Origin of the sequence: Bartonella mastomydis (assembly GCF_900185775.1) — a bacterium.
Taxonomy (GTDB): Bacteria; Pseudomonadota; Alphaproteobacteria; order Rhizobiales; family Rhizobiaceae; genus Bartonella; species Bartonella elizabethae.
The window spans coordinates 335,385-356,240 of record NZ_LT883137.1; the positions used below are offsets into that span (position 1 = coordinate 335,385).

A 20,856-nucleotide genomic window follows, 5' to 3' on the forward strand; every position below is an offset into this window, starting at 1 on the left:
CATACAAAAATACTAAAAAGTCCCTTCTGTTAATGCAAAATATTTCTTTAAAGCGCAAATTATTACTAAAAAAGAGCAAAAACAAAGTCATTCTTTTCAAATAAAGAGCTATTTTCTTTAAGAAGAAAATGTTACAGTACAAAAAGATATAATGGTCTTCTAATGTGAAGACAAGAAAAGACCTCTAAGAGCAAAAAAGGGAGAATAGATGTGTTACAACAAAAAACAATAGAAACAAAAAACACACCCGACCAAATAGAAAAAATCCTTTTTGCTCAAACTGATAAAGAAGATATTGCTTATTACGAAAATAAAGAACTTCAAAAAGCCGCAGCCATCGCAGTAAAAGCTTTTAATCTCCATCAGGCAGGAAAAAATACTATCTGCTTTGAACAAAATTTAACCCGCAACAACAAACCTATAACTGTTATCACCCTTGTCAATGATAACAAACCCTTTCTTCTCGATTCTATTTTAAATCTCGTCAATCAACACAAAAACCATATTTATTTGATTGCACACCCTATTCTTGATTGTACTTCTGGAAAACGCATCAGTCTGATGCAAATTCACATCGAGTCTTTAAACAAACAGCAGATCCAAAAACTTGAACATGAACTCACCTTAGTTCTTGAGCAGGTTAATGCTGCTGTGCGAGACTGGAAACCTATGCTTGAAGAAGTTGAAAAGCATATTCATGCCTACCAAACAAGCCTTCCCTCACATTATAAACAAGAAGGCGAAAAGGCTATTGAATTTCTTCACTGGCTCACAGATGATAATTTCATCTTCCTTGGCATGCGCACTTACAACTTCATCAAAGATCAAAAACCTATAAAATCTTTTACAGCGAGTAACGTCGAACTTGGTATACTCGCGGATGCTTCTATTCATATTGTTGACGATGAAAGTATGAAAGAGCCACCCCAGGAAGTCTTATCCTTTATGGAAAGTGATAACCTGTTCATTGTGACAAAAGCGAACAGCCGCTCCAAAATTCACCGTTCCGTTTGGCTCGATTATATTGGTCTTAAAATCTTTGATAAAGCAGACCAGCTCTGTGGAGAATTACGCATTGTAGGGCTTTTTACCTCTTCAGCTTATACGCGCTCTATTTTGCAAATTCCTTTCTTAAAAGAAAAAGCTCAAACCATCATTCAACGCCTTGGACATAATCACGCTGATTATTCAGGAAAAGCCCTTATCAGTGTTTTAGAAACCTATCCAAGAGATGAGATGTTTCGCGTTGATGTTGATACACTAACAGAACATGCTAAACTTATTCTGCAATTAGACGAACGTCCACGTTTGCGCGTGCTTGTCCACACTGATTCTTTTGGACGCTTTGTTTCTATCCTTGTCTATGTACCCCGTGACCATTACAGCAGCAGCCTCCGTGAAAAAGTTGGCGAACATTTTGTTGAACTTTACAAAGGCGACTTTTTTGAATCCTATCCGCTATTTTTGGAAAGCACTCTTATCCGTGTCTATTATATTATCCATCGCAAAGTAAGCGAAACTGTTCCATTTCACGAGCGCACCACACTTGAACAACATGTTCGTTCAATCGCACGAAGTTGGGAAGATAGTGTTCAAGCCATCGCTCTTGCCCATAAAACAACAGAACCACAAACCCGTTTAGCCAGTGAATTTCCCAACAGTTATCGTGATTTATTCTCAACAGAAGATGCCATTAAAGACGCCGGACATATTCTCAGTCTTCATGATGATAACCCCCTTTTCGTGACCTTTTATCACGCGCAAAACAAAGAAAAACAGAACATTTCTCTTCGTCTCTTTCACCGCCATGAAGCTCTTGCTCTTTCCAAACGTGTCCCACTGCTTGAAAATATGGGATTTCGTGTTATTGCTGAACAAACCCTTGAATTACCAGATGGCAACGGGCAATCTGTATATCTTCATGATATGCAATTAGAGAGTACTTTCCAGCTCAGTCTCGATTTTGAAAAAGACGGTCAAAAACTTGCCGAAACTTTTGAAGCCATTTGGGCACAAAATGCTGATAATGATGCCTTTAATGCCCTCACCCAAACAGCCGAGCTTGATTGGCATGAAATTGTTATTCTGCGCCATTACGGGCGCTATCTCCAACAAGCTGGAATTCCTTACTCGCAAGACCGCGTCGCCCAAACTTTAAATGCTTATCCTGACATTACCAAAGAGCTTTATGCTTTATTTCATTTAAAGTTTCATCAAAGTCATACAGAAAAAGAACGAGCAAAAAACCACCAGGTTATTCAAAAGCGCATTGAAGAACAATTGCAGAAAGTTTCTGGTTTAGATGATGATCTTATCTTACGCCGGTATAGTAATCTTATCGATGCGAGTTTACGAACAAATGCCTTTACACCTCTTAGCGATGGCAGTCCACGGCGTATTTTAGCCACCAAATTAAATCCACGCCAAATTGAAGGTTTGCCTGAACCACGCCCTTATCGAGAAATTTTTGTTTATGGACCAGAAGTTGAAGGAGTCCATTTGCGTTTTGGACCTATCGCTCGTGGTGGCATTCGTTGGTCTGACCGCGCACTCGATTATCGCACTGAAGTGCTGAACTTAGTCAAAGCTCAACAAGTTAAAAATGCCGTTATCGTTCCTGCAGGGGCAAAAGGTGGATTCTATCCCCATCGCCTTCCTCAAACAAGTGATCGTGCTGTCATCATAGAAGCAGCGCGACAAGCTTATACGGACTTTATAACAGCTTTACTCTCCATCACAGACAATCTCATTCACGGCAAAATAACTGCGCCCCACAATGTCATCTGTCATGATGACCCTGATCCCTATTTTGTTGTTGCAGCCGACAAAGGAACAGCAACCTTTTCTGATACAGCCAACGCCATCAGCCAAGCAAACCATTTTTGGCTCGATGATGCTTTTGCCTCTGGCGGCTCAGCAGGTTATGACCACAAAGAAATTGGAATTACAGCGAAAGGTGCATGGGAAGCCGTTAAAAGACATTTCCGAGAATCCTTTAATCAGGATATTCAAACAACGCCCTTCACCTGTGTTGGTGTTGGCGACATGTCTGGTGATGTCTTTGGCAATGGAATGCTCCTTTCCAAACAAACAAAATTGATTGCCGCTTTTGATCACCGCGATATCTTTATTGATCCAAATCCAAACATAGAGGAAAGCTATGCAGAGCGTGCGCGTCTCTTCAAACTACCTCGCTCAAGCTGGCAGGATTACGACCAAAGCAAATTATCAAAGGGCGGCGGTATCTTCTCACGCAAAGAAAAAACCATTACGCTCTCCCCTGAAGCAGCAGAGGCCATTGGTTTCGAAAAACAAACAGGAACCCCCTTTGAAATTATCTCTGCTCTTCTCAAAGCCCCTGTTGATCTTTTATGGTTTGGTGGCATTGGGACTTACATCCGCGCCACAACAGAAAGTGATGCCCAAGTAGGTGATCGTGCAAATGATGCAATACGCATTACCGGAGAACAAGTGCGTGCAAAAATTATTGGTGAAGGGGCTAATCTTGGTGTTACGCAGCGTGGACGGATTGAATATGTCTCAAATGGTGGTCGCTGCAATACGGATGCCATTGACAATTCAGCCGGTGTGAATTGTTCTGATATTGAAGTCAATCTCAAAATTGTTCTTGCATCAGCACTTCGTGCTAAAACGCTCACCCGCGAAGAACGTAATAAACTCTTGAAAAAAATGACTCCTCAAGTCGAACAACTCGTCTTGCGCAACAATTATCTACAACCCCTTGCTCTTTCTTTAGCAGAAAGCCAAAGCACTGCTGATTTACCCTATCAAATACGCTTTATGCACGATTTGGAACAAAAAAAGCTTTTAGATCGCAGAGTTGAAGTACTCCCTGATGAGCAAGTTTTACGGCAAAGAATAACTCAAGGAAAAGGTCTTATCCGTCCAGAACTCGCCGTTATTTTTGCCTATGCTAAATTAACGCTCAAAGAAGAAATTGCTCATAGCCCCATTGTTGATGATCCCTATTTCAACAGAGCCTTGCTGAATTATTTTCCAACCCAAATTCAAGAAAATTTTGAAAAGGAAGTTATTAACCATCAATTGCGTCGTAATATTATTGCAACGCTGATTGCCAACGATATTGTCAATCGTGGAGGTCCGACTTTTGTTAAGCAACTCCACGATGCAACAGAACAAAAGACTGAAAATATTATTCGTGTTTTCATTGCCATCCGTGATGGTTTTGAAATTCCTCAACTGTCTGATCAAATTGATAAGCTTGATAATAAAGTACCCGGTCTTGTCCAAAACAAACTCTACGCAGCAATGACCCCAATGCTCTTTGAAACAACAAATTGGGGGTTACACAACATGGATCTCTCACATCCATTAGAAGAAATTGTAAAAACAATAAAACAAGCCCGTAATGTTATCGAAAAAGAGCTTATGCATTCTCAAGATAACGATATTAAGCAAAAGATTGAAGAAAAAGCACGACACTACAGTGAAGAAGGGGCTCCAAAAGCATTAGCAAAACAACTGGCTCTCTTGGAAGCTGCTCCAACCATCTGTGATATTTCTTTAATTGCAAAACAAAGCAACAGCGATCTTATTAAAACTGCAGAGATCTATTTCTCACTTGCGCAAATCATTCGTATCAACCGAATTAACGAAGCAAGTCGTATTATTCCTGTAGTAGATTATTATGACAGTATGGCTTTAAGCCAAGCCAAAGAAAGTATTTCCGAAAGCCTACGGCAAATCGTCATTAAAATTCTCAAAAATTATGGAAAAAAAGAGGATCCTTTTGCCACTTGGAAAAAAACAAACGAAGATCATATTCACAATCTTACAAACCGCATTAGTGCCCTTATTGAAAATGATCTCAATATTTCTCGTTTTACTTTTGCAGCAGGGTTGATTTCTCAACTGCAAAATACCGGCTTTCAAACTTAACATGAATATAAAACGCCCCAGTTAAAAACTCCCGTTCCATCCCACCAGATAAAACCAGCAAAGATGAAGCGGGAGTTTTTGTTTTGAGATGCAGCACCCAAAATAAAAATCCCGCTCTTTATCACAACAGAATTACTTATAACAATTTCAAAACGACAACAGGAATGGATTTTAACAATTGATTTCTCAACGTAAAAACATCTAACTTTCAGATTTAAAAGCAGCATGTTTGAGACAAATATTAAGAAGATTCAGTACTTTATGATCTGTCTCAGCTTTTATATACTAAATTGGAGCGGAGAAATTGCGTATCTCAGTTTGTGTAATCTCTAAAACGATAGACAATCTCATTTAGGGAAAACATGGAGTTTTAAAGGTATAAATCTGTTCCCATTCTTACCATAATTTTTTAATTTAGCTTTACGGATTTCAAAAGAATTTAGAGCGATGTCTTTTAAAATAATGGCGATTTTTGATTGCCTCACGCTTTTGTTTAACACGTTCTTTAAGAAAGTTACGACTTTCACATAAAACAAAGCGCCCCAAATAAAATACACTGCATCGCATATTTATTGGTGTGTTTTAAAGCGACATTTCTCAAAGCACGTCCATTTTGTGCCAGCGCTCGTGAATGATATAATAGTAAATCCACTGAACACCATCATCTTTTATACTCATGAAAAAGTAAGCCGGCACCATCACATATTTTTCTAACCCCTAATATGCTGCGATACCTTTAAACCATTGAGACGGTTCATAAGAGGCATTTTTAGCCCTTTCTTAAGCAAGTGATCCACATGACTTTGCCATTCACAACATACAAGGAGGACGGATTTTGTTTGATTCAATATGAACAAGATTGAAATGAGAAAGCCTTACAATCTTCAAGACTCTCATTCAACATATAAGACAGTGAACACTTTTTATAAAGCAATACCTATCCATACAGACGCTCTTACTCATTTCTTCTCAAATCTAAAGTGGAGCAAGACGACCAAGTTCTAAAAATCCCAGTTTGACCCACCCATGACTAATAGTTAAGGAAAGAATGGGAGAACCATCTGCATTTTTAGGCAGTGTACTCAAAATAAAAAGTAGCGCTTGAAAATTATCCGTTTCTTCAGGAAACAGATGTTGCAAAGCCTCAAGAAACTTCACGTGCTGTATACAAACAATTTCAAATGTTGCTGACAAATATCCTTCATCATCAAAAGAAAAAGGTCCACTAATATGCACCCCACCACCTGTATGAAAAGCCAATTTAGCATGCTTTAAAATGCCATTTTTCCCATACAAATGCTGTTTCCAATTTTTCCCTTCATTTTCAGATAAAAGAGAGATATCATTTAAAATCCATTTCAAATTTCCATCGATTTTTGGAACTTCAACAAAAGAAGATGTAAAAACTGGAGAAACATCAAAACCATCAAAAATGATATTTCCTGAGAAATGCTTCTTTTCATGTTTAAGATCAAGACGCAAAAATTCTGTCGTTATTTTTTGAGAGACATTTTTGGGATCTAATGGCTGGGAAACCCCATCAGGACTATCTTGTGATGATAGCTGATCTTCAACATTTTGTTGTGTTATTTTTTTGTCTGTCGCTTTTGATCCCAATGCTTCTTGAAGCTTTTGATCCTCAAGAAAAGAGGAAAGAGGAGAAAGTTCAAGCCCTTCAGCGACAACCTTCAATGTCTGACCCGTTTTCCAATAAGGTTCTGTTTCAATCATCAACTTACGCCAATGGGATACGATGGAAGTTTTCCCAGAAAAAACAATTGATGCAGGAGAATCAACATTAAATTCGACCAAATGAGGTGCATAAATTGGTGCACCAGCTGTCAAACGCCCCGTCGATAAAGAAACCCCATATAAAGGCCAAGAAAATTGAAACTTGTCACAAACAACACCAATCCGTAAAGGATAACCATTCTTGCGCACATTCTCACACACGGCCACCCTATTATCGGAAGATGCTTTTGCGGATATATCAGAAACATAATTTTCTATTTTACGTGAAAAAAAAACCAGAAAGCGCTATAAATGAGGATCAGAGCAAGACAAAACAGCCCACATAATAAATAGCGCAAAGAAAAACTTTTTTGTGATGATGGTATTTGAGAGGACGTAGACAACTTTAAAACTTTCTTTATCTTTTGATTTTCACCCCACCCTAAAAAGGATAAAGTTTCTTAAACATTCACCAATCTATAAACAATCCAGCTTCTTAATCTATTGGATTTTATCTACTGACCACGTTATGGAGGTTATAATCCTCCATCCTAAAGTACAGCACCTCACGCGCTCAAGAAGCAAGAATGTCTTAAGAAAACCCTTTACACCTTCTAACAAAAAATACCTTATATGTAAAGTTTTACATGCGCTGTCTATCTTCAATCTTAAACGACATTATTTTACAATACAACAAGAATGACAATGACAAATTGATTTACAGTAGTAACTTACTGTTTTGCATATTGAATCGAGAGTCCCGAATATCGTAAGATTCTCTCATTTCAAACCTGTTCTAGGTTGAATTAATCAAAACCATTTTCTTACACGTCAAAAGCGAAGCTGACGTAGAGGTAAAAACGGTACAAGAAAGGACAAAAATACCTTTTCATGAATCGTCGAGAAATGCCAAGGGATGTCACAATATTGGATCGGACAGAATGTGTGATGGCTACCGACTACCCCCTTCACAAGCATAAAAATGGCGCTGCTCTATGTATTTTATATTATTCCATGAGAGCTTTATTATTATTATACTATTCATGGTCAGCACCGTAAAATGTGCTTGAGTACGCTTTGAGAAATGTCTCTTTAAAAACAAGCCCGTAATGATGCAACCACATGACGTTCTGTTTTACGTAAAGGTCATGAGCCCATTAAGAATATAAAGCACAGACTCATACCAGTGCGGGCGGTGTACAAAAGATCTGCCGTAATGCACCTTCAAACCATTGGCTTAAAGCTTGATCATAGATTAAACGCCCTTTTAAATGTGCACAAGCAGGTTGAGCACCTTTTTCAGTCAATTTATGGGCTGAACGTACCAACAAACGCCGCATCATAGCGCGTGTAAATTCAGCATGAAATTGCAAGCCCCATGCATTTTTTCCATAACGGAAAGCTTGCGTAGGATATGTATGCCCTGTTGCCAAAAGCTTTGCCTCTTTTGGTAAATCATAAATACCTTCATCATGAAAATGGTAGACCATTTCTGGCCAATTCATCAATTCCTTTCCTTGTGGGGTCACTTCAAGTGGATACCAACCCACTTCAACAGTCCCATCACTTCTTGTACCAACGCGTGCCCCTAAGTTTCGCGCTAACATTTGTGCTCCCAGACAAATACCCAAAAAAGGTCTATTTTCCTTTAACGATAACGAAATCCAATCAATTTCCTCACCAATATAAGCTTCGCTGTCATTCACACTCATTGGTCCCCCTAAAATCACAACACCGGCATAATGTTCTAATGTATCAGGGAGTTTTTGCCCAAAAATAGGACGATAAACATCAAGAACAAAACCATTTTGTTGTAAAAATTTTCCCAAACGACCAGTATAGGGAGACCGCCGATGAATAACGACAGCAATCCTTGGTTTGCTATTTTTTTGCTTTTTATCAAGACATCTCTGATTTAAAAACATTTTTTAATCAATCACCTCTGAAACCGAGCAAAACTTCATTTTTAAAGCATAAGAGAATAATTTTATTGGACAAGATTGACGATAAATTTTTTTCTTCTACATTCATTGTTTCTTCTGAGAAAACATTCCAATTACCCTGTTGATGCAATTTAAAATAAACGAAATTTTTTCCTCGATAAAGACGTGTCCTCTTCTTCTGTTTTAACCCCTGGATCATCAACGTTTAAATGAATTTGGCTAAACGTTTTTGCATCTTGTTCTTTTATATCTTGTTTTTCCACCTGCATATTATGCAAAAAAGAATCGTCTATAGGTGTTGATTTTTCAAGCTTCTTATCTTCAACCCCTTCAGTTTTTTCCACAATGTCCTTTTTATCTTGGCTGTTTGGCACAATATTGACCGCCTCTAATGTAAGAGAAGGTACACGGGGAGGCGCTTTCCATTCAAAGCAACCCAACCGTCCACTGATTGGAGAAACAGCTGACCAAGAAGAAAAAATAGACCCCTCACACATCCATACTGGATCACGTTCAGCACGAAGAGCTAAGGAAAGCCATTGCCGCACAGCACCTTGATTGTTTCCCTGTGCTTCTTCAATATCTGCCAATAATAAATAAACACTTTCCCGTGGATGATACTGCAATGCTTTTTGTGCCTGCTCTCTTGCTAATGTTGTTTCACCAGCATCCAAAGCAGCTTTGGCAATAAGAAAAACCGACTCAAATGCATCTTTATTATAAGAAGCAAGTATCTTAGCCCTTTTTAACCGCCCAACAGCTCCTTCTTCTTTTTCAAGATAAAGGGTTCCCAAATCAGGATGAGGTTCTTTCTGCCAAGCGGCTATAATCATTTTATCCGCTTTACGCGTTTCGTTTAATTTATAGAGAATATCAGCAGCTATAATTGTTATTGGAACAAAATCAGGCGCCAATTTATGAGCTTTCAAAATGGCTTCACGTGCTTGTACTGGATGTGTATCAAACAGATGAAGAGCCTGCCCACTTAACAGTAAAACCTGTATATGCTGTCGCTCTGGAGTCGCGCGCTCAGAACGCGGAAGAGCTTTTTGTGCTCTTTCAAAAACAGTAAGTGCTCGATCCCATTTACCCTCAGCACCCAATCGATCAAGCACCGCCTGATGCGCCCATACAAGTGCTGGCGATAAAGACAGCGCCTCTTCTGCATATTGTTGCGCTGCCTCATAAGCTTTACTCTTCATCGCTTCACGAAACAAACCGTAAAGTCCAACTATTTTTGTTGGATCTTCCTTTCTCATTTCCTCAAAAAGACGGATGGCGCGAACAGAGTTATTTTGTAAAGACAAAGTTTGCGCTTGTAAGAGTTTCACCAATGGCTCTTGTTTTCCCGCAAGATATTTAGCAACCTGTGCTTCCATTCTTTGCGCAACCATACCATCACCAGCAAAAGCTGCGAGAATTCCCTTCGAGAGAGCTTCATAACCGCGCTTTCGATGACGTTTATAAAAATAATTGGAAAGCGCACTCGGTATGGAAAAAAAGAAAGAGAATAACCACCACAAAAGCACCAGCGTTACAAAAAGCAAAGTAAGCACACTTAATACTGTAAGCAATGAAGCAGAAAATCTGAAATTTAAAAATGTGAGGACAAAAACACCATTATGATTAGCAACCCACCCGAAAGCTAACCCAAGGATACAAACAACAAAAGTATAAATAAAAACACGTATCATCTGGAGCCTATTTTACTTTGTTGCCTTAAAAGACCCTTGTTGCACAGACAACAACAATTGCTGCAGCAATTGTTGAACAGCAATATGTTTTTCAAGCTGCTGAACAAAATCCTTTGAAACATCTTTTGCATTTTGAGGTAATGTCTGCCATTCGCTCAAAGCCTTTTCATAATCACCCGCTTGAATGGCAACTTCCATGCGTGCTGTAATAGCCCCAAGCGTCATCCCTTCAACATTTCCAATGGGTCGCGAAACAACAAGCCCTTTTATCCACGCTAAAATTCGATCAAAAAAACCAGCATCTGACGTAACAATATTTTCTGTACCAACAATTGCATCAGCAACACGCGCAAAATCAACTGAAAGTTGTGCTGAACTTGGAAGACCTACAGTAGCTGTCTTTTGCAACAGATCAAGTCCATCAATCGAAGGTGATAATTGCTCTAACAGCTTTAATTCATTATTATAAGATCCACCCCGCTCTACAGCATTTTTTAACGAGCTTATTGCTGTAAAAAGTGCTGTATTTATTTCTTTTTTTTCATTATTTTTAACAATAATTTCTTGCTGTAGTGCTTCCAACTGTTTTTTTAACGAAGCAAGATCATGTGCATTGCTCTGCCCGATAGACAAAGCCATTTCTATCTCTTTTGACTCTCCAACAAAATTTTGTACCGCCTCTTCAAGAGCTTTTACTTTTTCCTCTAAAATCGCAAAAGCTTTTCTTCTTTCTTTTTGCAAGAGTTCATCGTTTTTGATTGTTTGAAACTGTTGTGATGAAAAAGAAGAAAATGCTGTTTTTAACGCATCGATCTCCTGAAGGACCTGCCCCAATTGTTCTCTTGTTTCTTCACTTGTGTTTTTTGCAGCTTCAGCAATCTGCAAAACTTTTTCCCCTCCAACGGAATTTTTCTCAGAAGAAAACGCTGTTTTTAATGCATCGATCTCTTGCAGTACTTGCCCCAATTGCTCTCTTGTTTCTTCACTTTTGTCTTTTGCAGCTTCAGCAATCTGCAAGACTTTTTCCCCTTCAGCAAAATTTTTCACAAAAGGAGAAGAAAACAAACCCACCCATTGAAGCCCCACAAAAATTCCCAAAGCAATGAGTCCCCCTACCCCCCCTGAAAGGAGCAACAAAAGCCAAGTTGTACGAGAAGTACTTTGATCCTGATTTTGCATATTCTGTTTTTCTTGGATATGAGATTCTACAGAATTTTGTATTTTTTCCTCTGAATCATGGGAAACAGCTTCATGTTCAATGACTGGCTTCTTACGACGCGTACCAGTATAATGTGATTTAACTTTTGGTTTTGAAGAATCGACCATTTTTGTTACTTTTTGTGCACACTTCTTTTAATGATAAAATAATAAGATGAAAAAAGTTTTAAAAATGAAGCTTTTCTCAAATATCCTTGTTTGCTTTACACACTTTTCATAAAGAGTAGAGCTTTATAGAAATTTTCTAAAACGCATTTTCCTCAAGAATATTTACAATGATAAACTTTAATAGACAAGTTTTTAAAAACACATCTGCATTTTATACTCAAAAATACAGCTTCATTTTTTGATCAACAATGCCATAAAATTCAAAAAAGTACCAAACAAACTCATTCTTTCATAGAAAAATCAATTTTTAAGAGAAATACTTTGCATCTTTTTCTGTTCATGATACGCACGTGGAAAAGAAACTTCAAAATAAGGTTTTGTTTAAAATGCGTCTGTTGGGCATAGAAACAAGTTGTGATGAAACGGCAGCGGCTGTCATTGAATACAACAATGAATCAAACAGCCGAATTCTTTCCAATATTGTTTGGAGTCAAATTGATCATCATGCACCTTACGGCGGTGTTGTTTCTGAAATTGCCGCGCGTGCCCATGTTGAAATTCTTGATCATTTAATTCTGCAAGCCCTCACAGAAGCAAACATAAAATTAAAAGATATTGATGGCATTGCAGCTACCAGTGGACCAGGCTTGATAGGGGGGCTATTGGTAGGTGTTATGAGCGCAAAGGCACTCTCTCTTGCTACTGGAAAACCATTTATTGCCGTAAATCACTTAGAGGGACATGCTTTAACAGCTGTATTAACGCACAATGTCAAATTTCCTTATTTATTACTTTTAGTTTCGGGCGGGCATACACAAACAATCCTTGTTCATGGAGTAGGCAACTATCAGCGTTTAGGAACCACCATTGATGATGCATTAGGAGAAGCCTTTGATAAAACAGCAAAACTTTTAGGTCTTCCTTATCCTGGTGGACCAGCACTTGAAAAAGCAGCTTTATTGGGTGATAAAAATCGCATCCCTCTTCCACGACCTTTAAAAGGTGAAAAACGGTTAGATTTTTCTTTTTCAGGCCTCAAAACGGCTGTTCGACAAGCCGCAACAGCCATAGCTCCTCTTACAGAAAATGATGTTGCTGACATTGCAGCAAGTTTTCAAGCCGCTGTGACTGATACGGTGCGTGATCGCGTTCAATTGGCTCTACAACACTTTACCAACCAGTACCCTTTTTCTCATAATCAAGAAAAGCATTCCCCTGCTCTAGTTGTTGCAGGCGGGGTTGCCGCAAACCAAGCACTTCGCTTGACATTGCAAGAGCTTGCCCATCAACATGGTTTTGAATTTATCGCACCTCCTCTTTCCTTGTGTACGGATAATGCAGCCATGATTGCTTTTGCCGGTGCACAAAAGCTCGCACGTGGAGAAACAAGCTCGCTTGATATCGCCCCTCGCTCACGCTGGCCCTTAGATGAAAAAGCCTCCCCCTTAATCGGGACAGGACGCCGTGGAACAAAAGCATAAGAAAATGGCTTTCCCTCACCTTTTAAAGAACAAAGATTTTCACTCAATCCGGTTTGTAATCTAGATAGTTATTGAATCGATTTCCCACCTGCAAACGCTTTCATCTGCTTCTTATTTTACACGATTCACTTAATCCAAAGCTTGATACGCAAACTTAAATATTCATCCCATAGTTCTAAAAACACTTCATGTTTCAAAGAAACTGTCTTATATCACCACATTTTACATGACAGTATTTTACGGCATCATAAGACGCATCTTACCCCCTACCGCAGCATAATATGAAGCCATTCTTGTACCCTCTTCATCTTTGATCACCCATTTGTTTCAAGACCATTGTCGCCACTTTTTAGAACCAATTTTCTTTTGCTAAACTTTTTCCAACGCAATACTTCCACAGTAAGCGTGTTTTAAACCGTAGCCGAAAAACAGAGAATGCTCGTTCTTTACGCCATTTTAAAAATCATCATTGATGATTTTACCAATATGCTTATAAAAATACATAACAGTCTATGAAAAAGGTGAACGCATGGCTTATTGGCTTTTTAAATCTGAACCCCATAAATGGTCATGGGAGATGCAAAAGAAAAAAGGAGCGGATGGCGAACAATGGGATGGTGTCCGCAATTATCAAGCCCGTAATAATATGCGCGCCATGAAATATGGTGATAAAGGTTTTTTTTATCACTCAAATAAAGGTTTAGAAATTGTAGGCATTGTAGAAATATGTGCTGAAGCACACCCCGATTCTACAACTTCTGATCCACGCTGGGAATGTGTGGATATCCGCGCACTTTATGACATGCCAACACCTGTTTCATTAAAACAAATTAAAGCCAATCCCAAACTAGCCAATATGGTGCTGGTCAATGCCAGCCGCTTATCAGTACAACCCGTAACAGAAGATGAATGGAAAGAAGTGTGTTTGATGGGCAACCTTAAGAAGGAAATGCTTTGATCCTAAAATAATAATTTTTTATTCATCAACTCATATGGAAAAGTGCTTTATAGCACAGAAGGACAAGCATGACACATCCCTTACGTGTTCTCATGCTAATGTTTCTTGTGATTTTTTATTCTGCACCCTGTCTCAATACAACCCTCCCCAAATTGCACCAACACCCTCTTTATGATGCATCTTTCAGAATACTCAACAATTATAGTGAACAACACCACGAGCACTAAACCGCTCCCTCCACATACAAATGTGATGAAAAAACTAAACGTAGATAAAAAACATGCCTCTTATGAAGAATCTCAAACACCAAGGGTAAGCAACATTGGGAGTAAGCTCAAATATATAATGACGCCGGCTTTTTTTCTATAAGTATAAAGATGGCGGCTCTCCATGACAAAAACACAACCCCAAAGTATAAAAAACGCTTCTAGACCATGTATAAATATTCTGCACACGAAAGATGCATCTTCTTTTTAGCACAAAACCATAGAAATCATAAAAGGTTCATTTTTTAGAGACTCTCTTTTTTAACTTTCCTCTTTTAATTTTTCTTGCATGAAAGCTCATTTTTCATGAAACTACTCTTTATCAATCAGTGCCTTAACATGCCTATAAGGAAAAATATGAAGCACCATACTCTTTTAATCATTGAAGATGATGATCTACGTCCCATTTTGGTAGAACAATTGCAAATGCATCAAGAGTTTGAAATTTTCCAAGCAAAAACAGCTGAAGCAGGAATGAAAGTAATCCAAGAAGAAAATATTAATCTTGCTATTTTGGGACTTGAACTTCCTGATCTGGATGGTCGCAAAGTTGTTAAACAATTACGTACCCAAGGATTTCGTGCGCCCATTATCATGATAACAAATGATGATACAGACTGCGAGACTATCTTAGATCTTGAAACAGGGGCCAATGATTATGTGACAAAACCCTTTCGCTTTGCGGTGTTATTAGCGCGAATTCGAGCACAGTTGCGCCAATATGAACAAAATGAAGACACAACCATCCATATTGGCCCCTATACTTTTAAACCAAGACAAAAGCTCCTTCTTGATCCATGCAACAATAAAATCTATCTCACAGAAAAAGAAGCTGCGATTCTCAAATTCCTCTATTATGCTAACGATAAAATTGTCAGCCGTGAAACATTATTAGAACAAGTTTGGGGTTATAATGAAAACGTTGTCACCCATACTTTGGAAACCCATATCTATCGTTTACGCCAAAAAATCGAAAATGATCCCTCCAATGCACAAATTCTCATGACCGATCAAAATGGGTATCGTTTAAACCTCTAATTTGATATGGATTGTTTCAAAAATAATTTTAGTATCTTCAGTTGCTTCCTCTGCATTAAGACAACAACGAGATGAAAAAATGCTCACATATAATTTCGGTAGTACCGTATAGAATTTTCCCCTATCAGCAACTTTTATGACAAAATACAAAAAACTATTCTGAAAATATTCCAACATGAGAGCCCGCAACAGAAATACTTTTCAACCTCACAATACACTTAGCAACATCTGCTTCACATGCTTTTGCTTTCTTTAAAAATTTTAATATTTTTCATAAAAACAATCGTACTCTCTTTTAGCAACATTTTTTATCATAAGTATCTTCTTTAGAATATTGATATTTATAATTATTTTTTGAAGATACTGCTTTACCTTACATTTATGCCCTACATTGAGAGATAATTTTTATATTTTTTCAATCCCCTTACTTATCTCCTCTTAAAAGACAGGATAATTCATTATAAGTAAGCGAGCACCATCGCCCGCTCTAAAATGTTGTGACAGCCCTATAATCCTTGAGACAGCCCATAAAGCTCATAAGAAGCATGTTCTTTCTTATATAATTTTAACCTACATAGCCCACCCGCTTGTGTACAACAAATAATTCTTTTTTGATTCAATATGCAGAAAATTTGCAATAAGTAAAAGCCTCATATATTTGTGGTTCTTATGCCAATAGCAAAATGATTAATGATCCTTATAAATTAAAATATTTCTTGTCTGTGGGGATAAAGCAGGAATAAAAACACGTCGCGATTGACGAGGTTGTACGAGTAATCCCTGATAGATACGTTTTTGCGCCTGACACATTAGGAGTCCACCAAAATAGGGAAAAAGATGGCGTGCAAAGGGCTCATAAAAAAATGAGAAAAATCGCGAAACATAACCTGTAGAAGGCATATAATGAACAATTTCTTGTATAGCTCCAGAAACAAAATTTGTTTTTTCAAACAAACGCGTAATTTGTTGCCGAGTATAGGGTTCACCGTAACCAAAGGGCGTGGACGTATTGCGCGCCCAAAAGCCAGAACGATTAGGAACAATGACAATTAAATGACCATTGGGGGCTAAAACACGCCATATTTCATTCAACGTCTCCAATGAATTCTCTGTATATTCTAAGGCATGGACCAATAAAATACAATCAACCGATGCATCAGAAAGCGGTAAATCTTCTTCAAAAACAAGCGCTGTAGCAACTTGCTCAACACAAGGCCAAGATGAAGCACCTTGTCTTGCTGGCATAAAAGCAAAACATTGTTGAGTACGTTCACGCAATGCAGAAAGATAAGGAAGGGTATACCCCAAGCCCATAACCCGTTTATCCGCAAGATCTGGCCACCATAAGTTCAATTGGTCACACAGTGTCTTTTGTACACGTAGTCCAAGTGCAGAAGCATAAAAATCTTTCAGTGTAACGATATCCAACTCAACATACCATGTAGAAATAAATTTCAAAATATTACAATTTTTATCTACTCAACCTATATGGACTTCCACGCTTTCTCCGCAATAGCGAACATTTTAATATTTCACATTTTAAACTTAAATGATCCCCAAAAGCCGTACAATAGATGATTATTGCACTATAAACACTTTAATCATTTTCTTTTGAGATGAACGCCATAGAGTTTTCTCATACGTTGTTTCTGACATCAATTAAGAAAAAAGCCAACAACTTGTTAATTAAAATGAAGCAACCTTTCAAGATAGTTTTTGTCTGCTTCTGGAATATGTTCCTTGCCCAAACGTTTGCGAATTTCATCTAAAATTTGCCGCGTACGCATTTGATCACTTTCTTGTGGGAGTGCCTCACCTTTTTGTCCTTCGTCTGTTTTTGGAGAAAGTGGGCGTCCTAACGGATCTTTGGGACCAGAATCAGCGTTTTGATCATTTCCCGTTTCTTTGAGTATTTCACGCATTTTTTTCAAAACACTTTGGGCACCTTGTCGCAAAGATTCCAAAGCATCAGACTGATTTTGTATAGATGCCTGATGATTTCCATGATCAAGAGCATCTCCTGCAGAATTCATTTCTTCTTCTGCTTTTTTCAATGCATCACCTGTTTCAAATCCCAGTTCTGATAATTCTTTTTCTAATGTTGATAATTCAGACTGCAATTCAGTCTGACGTTTTTTCAAAGATTTTTTTTGTTTTTCCGGTACATTTTCCCCACGTTTTTGTTTCATGTCTAACTGATGTGTTTCATTGAGAATTTCTTGCTGACGACGCATTAAATCACCAAGTTTGTCCATCTTTTCTTTCATTTGTGCAGATTGATTGTTTTCTCCCTCATTATGATTGCCTTTTTGCACATGCAAGTGGTCAAGCGTCTGTTCAATTTCCGCCAAGAGCTGTTCTGCTGCTAAAGAAGAGCCTGTTTTAGCCATTTCTTCAATGAGATTCAGCTTTTCTTGTAATGTATTTTCAGAAAGATTAGGACTTTTTGAGCTTTTAGAATTTTTAGAAACTTGACCATCTGGTGCTTTTTCAGCCAAAGCTTGAATATACGCATCCATAGCTTGACGTAAATCTGCCATAAGCCGTTCAATTTCTGCCGCTGGAGCACCATATCGCAGCGCATCACGTAAAGCCGCTTGTGCTTGTTTTAAATTTTTTTGTGCAGATTCAAGCTGATTGCCTTCAAGACCTAAAGCAATCTGCCATAAATAATCCACCACACCGCGCAAATCCTCTTCTGTTTGTGCCAAAGAAAGCCTTGTCCACGCACTTTGTAGAACGAGAAAATGTGTTGCATTTTGAAGTCCCTTTTCTGGACGCACCAGCAAAGCAGAGAGCATATCCAATACATGCTCTCTCGCAGAAGTATCAAGAGCAAGTAAACGACGCAATTCACTGACCGCACGCGCAACAGGATTTGAGAAAACACGCTGTGGTAATATCATAACAAAAGTTTTGCTACGCCCTTTTTGCCCTGCACCATCTTCTGCCACCAAAGTAATTTTGACTTGTGAACCCGCCCATGGATGCGCTGAGACATCGTGCACTGTCCGCATTTTACCTTTTCCACTCCGTGGAAGAAGAAGCTTTATTTCTGGTGCGTGATAAAGAGAAGAAGCACTTTTATTCTGAAAAAGAGGCTCTATTTTAACAAAAGCCTTTGTCACACCATAATCATCATCCAACACATACCGCAACTCTAACGACCCCGTTAAAATCCGCCCTGGTTTTTCCAACCAATCAATTGTTGGTTGCTTATCCTTCATCACCTGTAAATGCCACTGCTGTTTTTTACGACGTGATGAGATAAACAAATTCATTGAATGCTCTAAATGGGTTTCAAAATGAACAATTGGTTCATTGAAAGCTGTTTGTTCCGTTTTCTCTGAAAACAAAACTTTCTGCCCATCTTCTACAGTTTTTGCTTTGACTGTAACACCAGCCCCATTAACAACACGCACAACCACATCACTCCCTTCAGGAATTTCCAGTTGTGTCTTTTCATCTTTTGTCAAATAAATCGGTGCCACACCGGTATAGGCAGGTGGTGTTACCCAAGCATCAATCCGTATGAATTTTTCATCAACAACAGGACGAAAATCAAAAGCATCAGCCAAGCGCCCCCCACGTGAACCGAAAGAAAAACTAAAGGCACACACAAAAAGGAGAACACACAAAGCCCTCAAAGCCAAAGGATCATAAGCCGCACTATTAAGAGAGATAAATCCAGTTTTTAAATGGTATAATTGCCCCGCCATTCGGCGTTGATGCTCACGCCAAATAACACCACCAAAATCTTCTTCATTTTCAGAACATACATGATCTGTCTGAATATTCAAAGGCTGGTGTTTAAGATCATTAACCCGTTCAAGACGATGATCCACGTCCCGCATGGTGGGAAACCGAAAACCAATAAGAAAAAATAAACTCGCTCCAGCACAAACAAGCAGCACCCCAAGTAAGAGCCAATGGAACCAATAGCCTAAAACGCCAAAAATCCCCAGCCAGCTAAGCGAACAAAAGAGACTAAGAACAAGGAGAAATGGCAACAACCGTATCCATACCCGTTCAAATAAAAGGATCCCCCACATCAAAATGCGTACACACAAAAGCTTTATTGCAAAGCTCTTGATGTTTTTATTTTTCATAAACAAGCATTTTTCCCCTTTTACAGTGATGTATTAAGATCATATAAGACAATTTCCAGAAAATAAATTGTTTCATCAAAGTTTAGTAAAAATAAGACCAGAAACATTTAAGAATGCTCAATCCAATCAGGAATACGATCACATCCCATCAATTGCGCATAATCAAGGCGTGGACGAATAACCGCATAACGCGTATCCTGCACGAGAACTTCAGGGATCAAAAGTCGACTATTATAAGTACTTGCCATCACAGCACCATAAGCCCCAGCCTGCGTAATTGCCAAAAGATCACCGGGTGCCAAAATCGGTAAACAGCGATCTAATGCTAAATAATCACCAGTCTCACAAACGGAGCCCACAATATCTGCACGAATAAGAGGAGCACCTTTTGCTGCTTGTTTCACAAGGACGACATTCTGCCAAGCATCATAAAGCGTTGGTCGCATCAGATCATTCATCGCCGCATCCACAATAACAAAATTGCGTCCTTGTCCCTTTTTTAAATAGAGAACAGAGGTTACCAACACACCAGCCTGACCGACAATACTGCGTCCCGGCTCCACCACAATATTAATCCCTAAAGGAGCAATATGCTTCTTTACCAGCGCGGCATAATCAAAAGGAGAGGGTACAGTATGTTGTTCACAACCATAGGCAATACCAAGCCCACCACCAATATCGATATGCGTTATTGCATAACCATCACTCCACAATTGACGCACACAATCTGCAATAAGAAGGAATGCCTCCTCAAATGGCTTTAAATCACAAATCTGACTGCCAATATGCATATCAATACCGCAAATCTGCAATCCAGGTAAAGAAGCAGCTTTTTTGTAAGCTTCTCTTGCCAACACCAATGGAATACCAAACTTATTTTCAGATTTTCCTGTTGTAATTTTCTTATGAGTCTTTGCGTCAACATCTGGATTAATGCGCAATGAAACACGTGCTGTCTTTGACAAAGCAACAGCACGTTGCGACAATTGTTCAAGTTCCGGTTCTGATTCAACATTAAAACAATAAATATTCTGAGAAAGAGCAAAATCTATTTCTCTCACGGTTTTACCAACACCAGAATAAACAATACGATGTGCCGGAATACCAACAGCAAGGGCGCGCCGTAATTCACCTTCTGAGACCACATCAGCGCCCGCCCCATTTGCCGCTAAAAGCCGTAAAATTGCTTGATTAGAATTGGCTTTAACCGCATAAGCAATCAAACTGGGCATCCCTTGAAATGCCTTTTGATAGTCCTTAAAACGTGTGATCAATGCATTAGCCGAATAACAATAAAAAGGCGTCTCCACCTCTTGGGCAAGAGCAGCAAGCGAACACCCTTCAGCATAAAGCATACCTTGATGGTAGGGGAAAAAATTCATATTCTCCT

Annotated in this window: 11 protein-coding genes; 4 read left to right on the plus strand and 7 right to left on the minus strand. The window is 38.7% G+C overall.

Going from position 1 to position 20,856, the window contains the following annotated elements:
• Positions 1-210 precede the first annotated feature (210 nt).
• Positions 211-4,920, plus strand: a complete 4,710-nt coding sequence (locus tag FJG96_RS02220) for an NAD-glutamate dehydrogenase (RefSeq protein ID WP_139412547.1) — start codon at positions 211-213, stop codon at positions 4,918-4,920.
• 975 nt (positions 4,921-5,895) lie between these two features.
• Here FJG96_RS02220 and FJG96_RS02225 read toward each other — a convergent pair.
• The 4 genes from FJG96_RS02225 to FJG96_RS02240 all read right to left on the minus strand — a co-directional run bounded on the left by FJG96_RS02225 (position 5,896) and on the right by FJG96_RS02240 (position 11,614).
• Positions 5,896-6,909: a DUF2125 domain-containing protein gene (locus FJG96_RS02225; protein WP_425456565.1), complete on the minus strand. Its 1,014-nt coding sequence runs from the start codon at positions 6,907-6,909 to the stop codon at positions 5,896-5,898.
• Positions 6,910-7,829: 920 nt separating this feature from the next.
• Entirely contained in the window at positions 7,830-8,576 is a 747-nt protein-coding gene (locus FJG96_RS02230; RefSeq protein ID WP_139412549.1) for a glutamine amidotransferase, read from the minus strand.
• 149 nt (positions 8,577-8,725) lie between these two features.
• The gene (locus tag FJG96_RS02235; protein ID WP_139412550.1) at positions 8,726-10,288 is read right to left on the minus strand and encodes a heme biosynthesis protein HemY; all 1,563 of its coding nucleotides are present in this window, start codon (positions 10,286-10,288) and stop codon (positions 8,726-8,728) included.
• A 12-nt stretch (positions 10,289-10,300) separates the two neighbouring features.
• Positions 10,301-11,614 (minus strand): COG4223 family protein, encoded by a 1,314-nt coding sequence (locus FJG96_RS02240; RefSeq protein ID WP_139412551.1) that lies wholly within the window; start codon positions 11,612-11,614, stop codon positions 10,301-10,303.
• Positions 11,615-12,000: 386 nt separating this feature from the next.
• Here FJG96_RS02240 and tsaD point away from each other — a divergent pair, with 386 nt between their 5' ends.
• From tsaD to FJG96_RS02255, 3 genes are all read left to right on the plus strand, one after another.
• Positions 12,001-13,095: a tRNA (adenosine(37)-N6)-threonylcarbamoyltransferase complex transferase subunit TsaD gene (tsaD, locus tag FJG96_RS02245; RefSeq protein ID WP_139412552.1), complete on the plus strand. Its 1,095-nt coding sequence runs from the start codon at positions 12,001-12,003 to the stop codon at positions 13,093-13,095.
• Positions 13,096-13,624: 529 nt separating this feature from the next.
• Entirely contained in the window at positions 13,625-14,053 is a 429-nt protein-coding gene (locus tag FJG96_RS02250) for an EVE domain-containing protein (RefSeq protein WP_139412553.1), read from the plus strand.
• Between the two features lie 623 nt (positions 14,054-14,676).
• Entirely contained in the window at positions 14,677-15,357 is a 681-nt protein-coding gene (locus FJG96_RS02255; protein ID WP_139412554.1) for a response regulator transcription factor, read from the plus strand.
• A gap of 687 nt (positions 15,358-16,044) precedes the next feature.
• On the opposite strand, the gene FJG96_RS02260 is transcribed toward FJG96_RS02255, so the two are convergent.
• The 3 genes from FJG96_RS02260 to lysA all read right to left on the minus strand — a co-directional run bounded on the left by FJG96_RS02260 (position 16,045) and on the right by lysA (position 20,848).
• Positions 16,045-16,815: a class I SAM-dependent methyltransferase gene (locus tag FJG96_RS02260; protein ID WP_139412555.1), complete on the minus strand. Its 771-nt coding sequence runs from the start codon at positions 16,813-16,815 to the stop codon at positions 16,045-16,047.
• A gap of 224 nt (positions 16,816-17,039) precedes the next feature.
• Entirely contained in the window at positions 17,040-19,466 is a 2,427-nt protein-coding gene (locus FJG96_RS02265; RefSeq protein WP_139412556.1) for a TIGR02302 family protein, read from the minus strand.
• A gap of 107 nt (positions 19,467-19,573) precedes the next feature.
• Positions 19,574-20,848 carry a diaminopimelate decarboxylase gene (lysA, locus tag FJG96_RS02270; RefSeq protein WP_139412557.1) on the minus strand — a complete coding sequence of 425 codons (1,275 nt, stop codon included), beginning with the start codon at positions 20,846-20,848 and terminating at the stop codon, positions 19,574-19,576.
• Positions 20,849-20,856 lie beyond the last annotated feature (8 nt).

Bases quoted from the DNA above. Each gene is read 5' to 3' on its own strand.
- lysA (WP_139412557.1), bottom strand. From the start codon at position 20,848: ATGAATTTTTTCCCCTACCATCAAGGTATGCTTTATGCTGAAGGGTGT.
- FJG96_RS02230 (WP_139412549.1), bottom strand. From the start codon at position 8,576: ATGTTTTTAAATCAGAGATGTCTTGATAAAAAGCAAAAAAATAGCAAA.
- FJG96_RS02240 (WP_139412551.1), bottom strand. From the start codon at position 11,614: ATGGTCGATTCTTCAAAACCAAAAGTTAAATCACATTATACTGGTACG.
- tsaD (WP_139412552.1), top strand. From the start codon at position 12,001: ATGCGTCTGTTGGGCATAGAAACAAGTTGTGATGAAACGGCAGCGGCT.
- FJG96_RS02235 (WP_139412550.1), bottom strand. From the start codon at position 10,288: ATGATACGTGTTTTTATTTATACTTTTGTTGTTTGTATCCTTGGGTTA.
- FJG96_RS02255 (WP_139412554.1), top strand. From the start codon at position 14,677: ATGAAGCACCATACTCTTTTAATCATTGAAGATGATGATCTACGTCCC.
- FJG96_RS02265 (WP_139412556.1), bottom strand. From the start codon at position 19,466: ATGAAAAATAAAAACATCAAGAGCTTTGCAATAAAGCTTTTGTGTGTA.
- FJG96_RS02250 (WP_139412553.1), top strand. From the start codon at position 13,625: ATGGCTTATTGGCTTTTTAAATCTGAACCCCATAAATGGTCATGGGAG.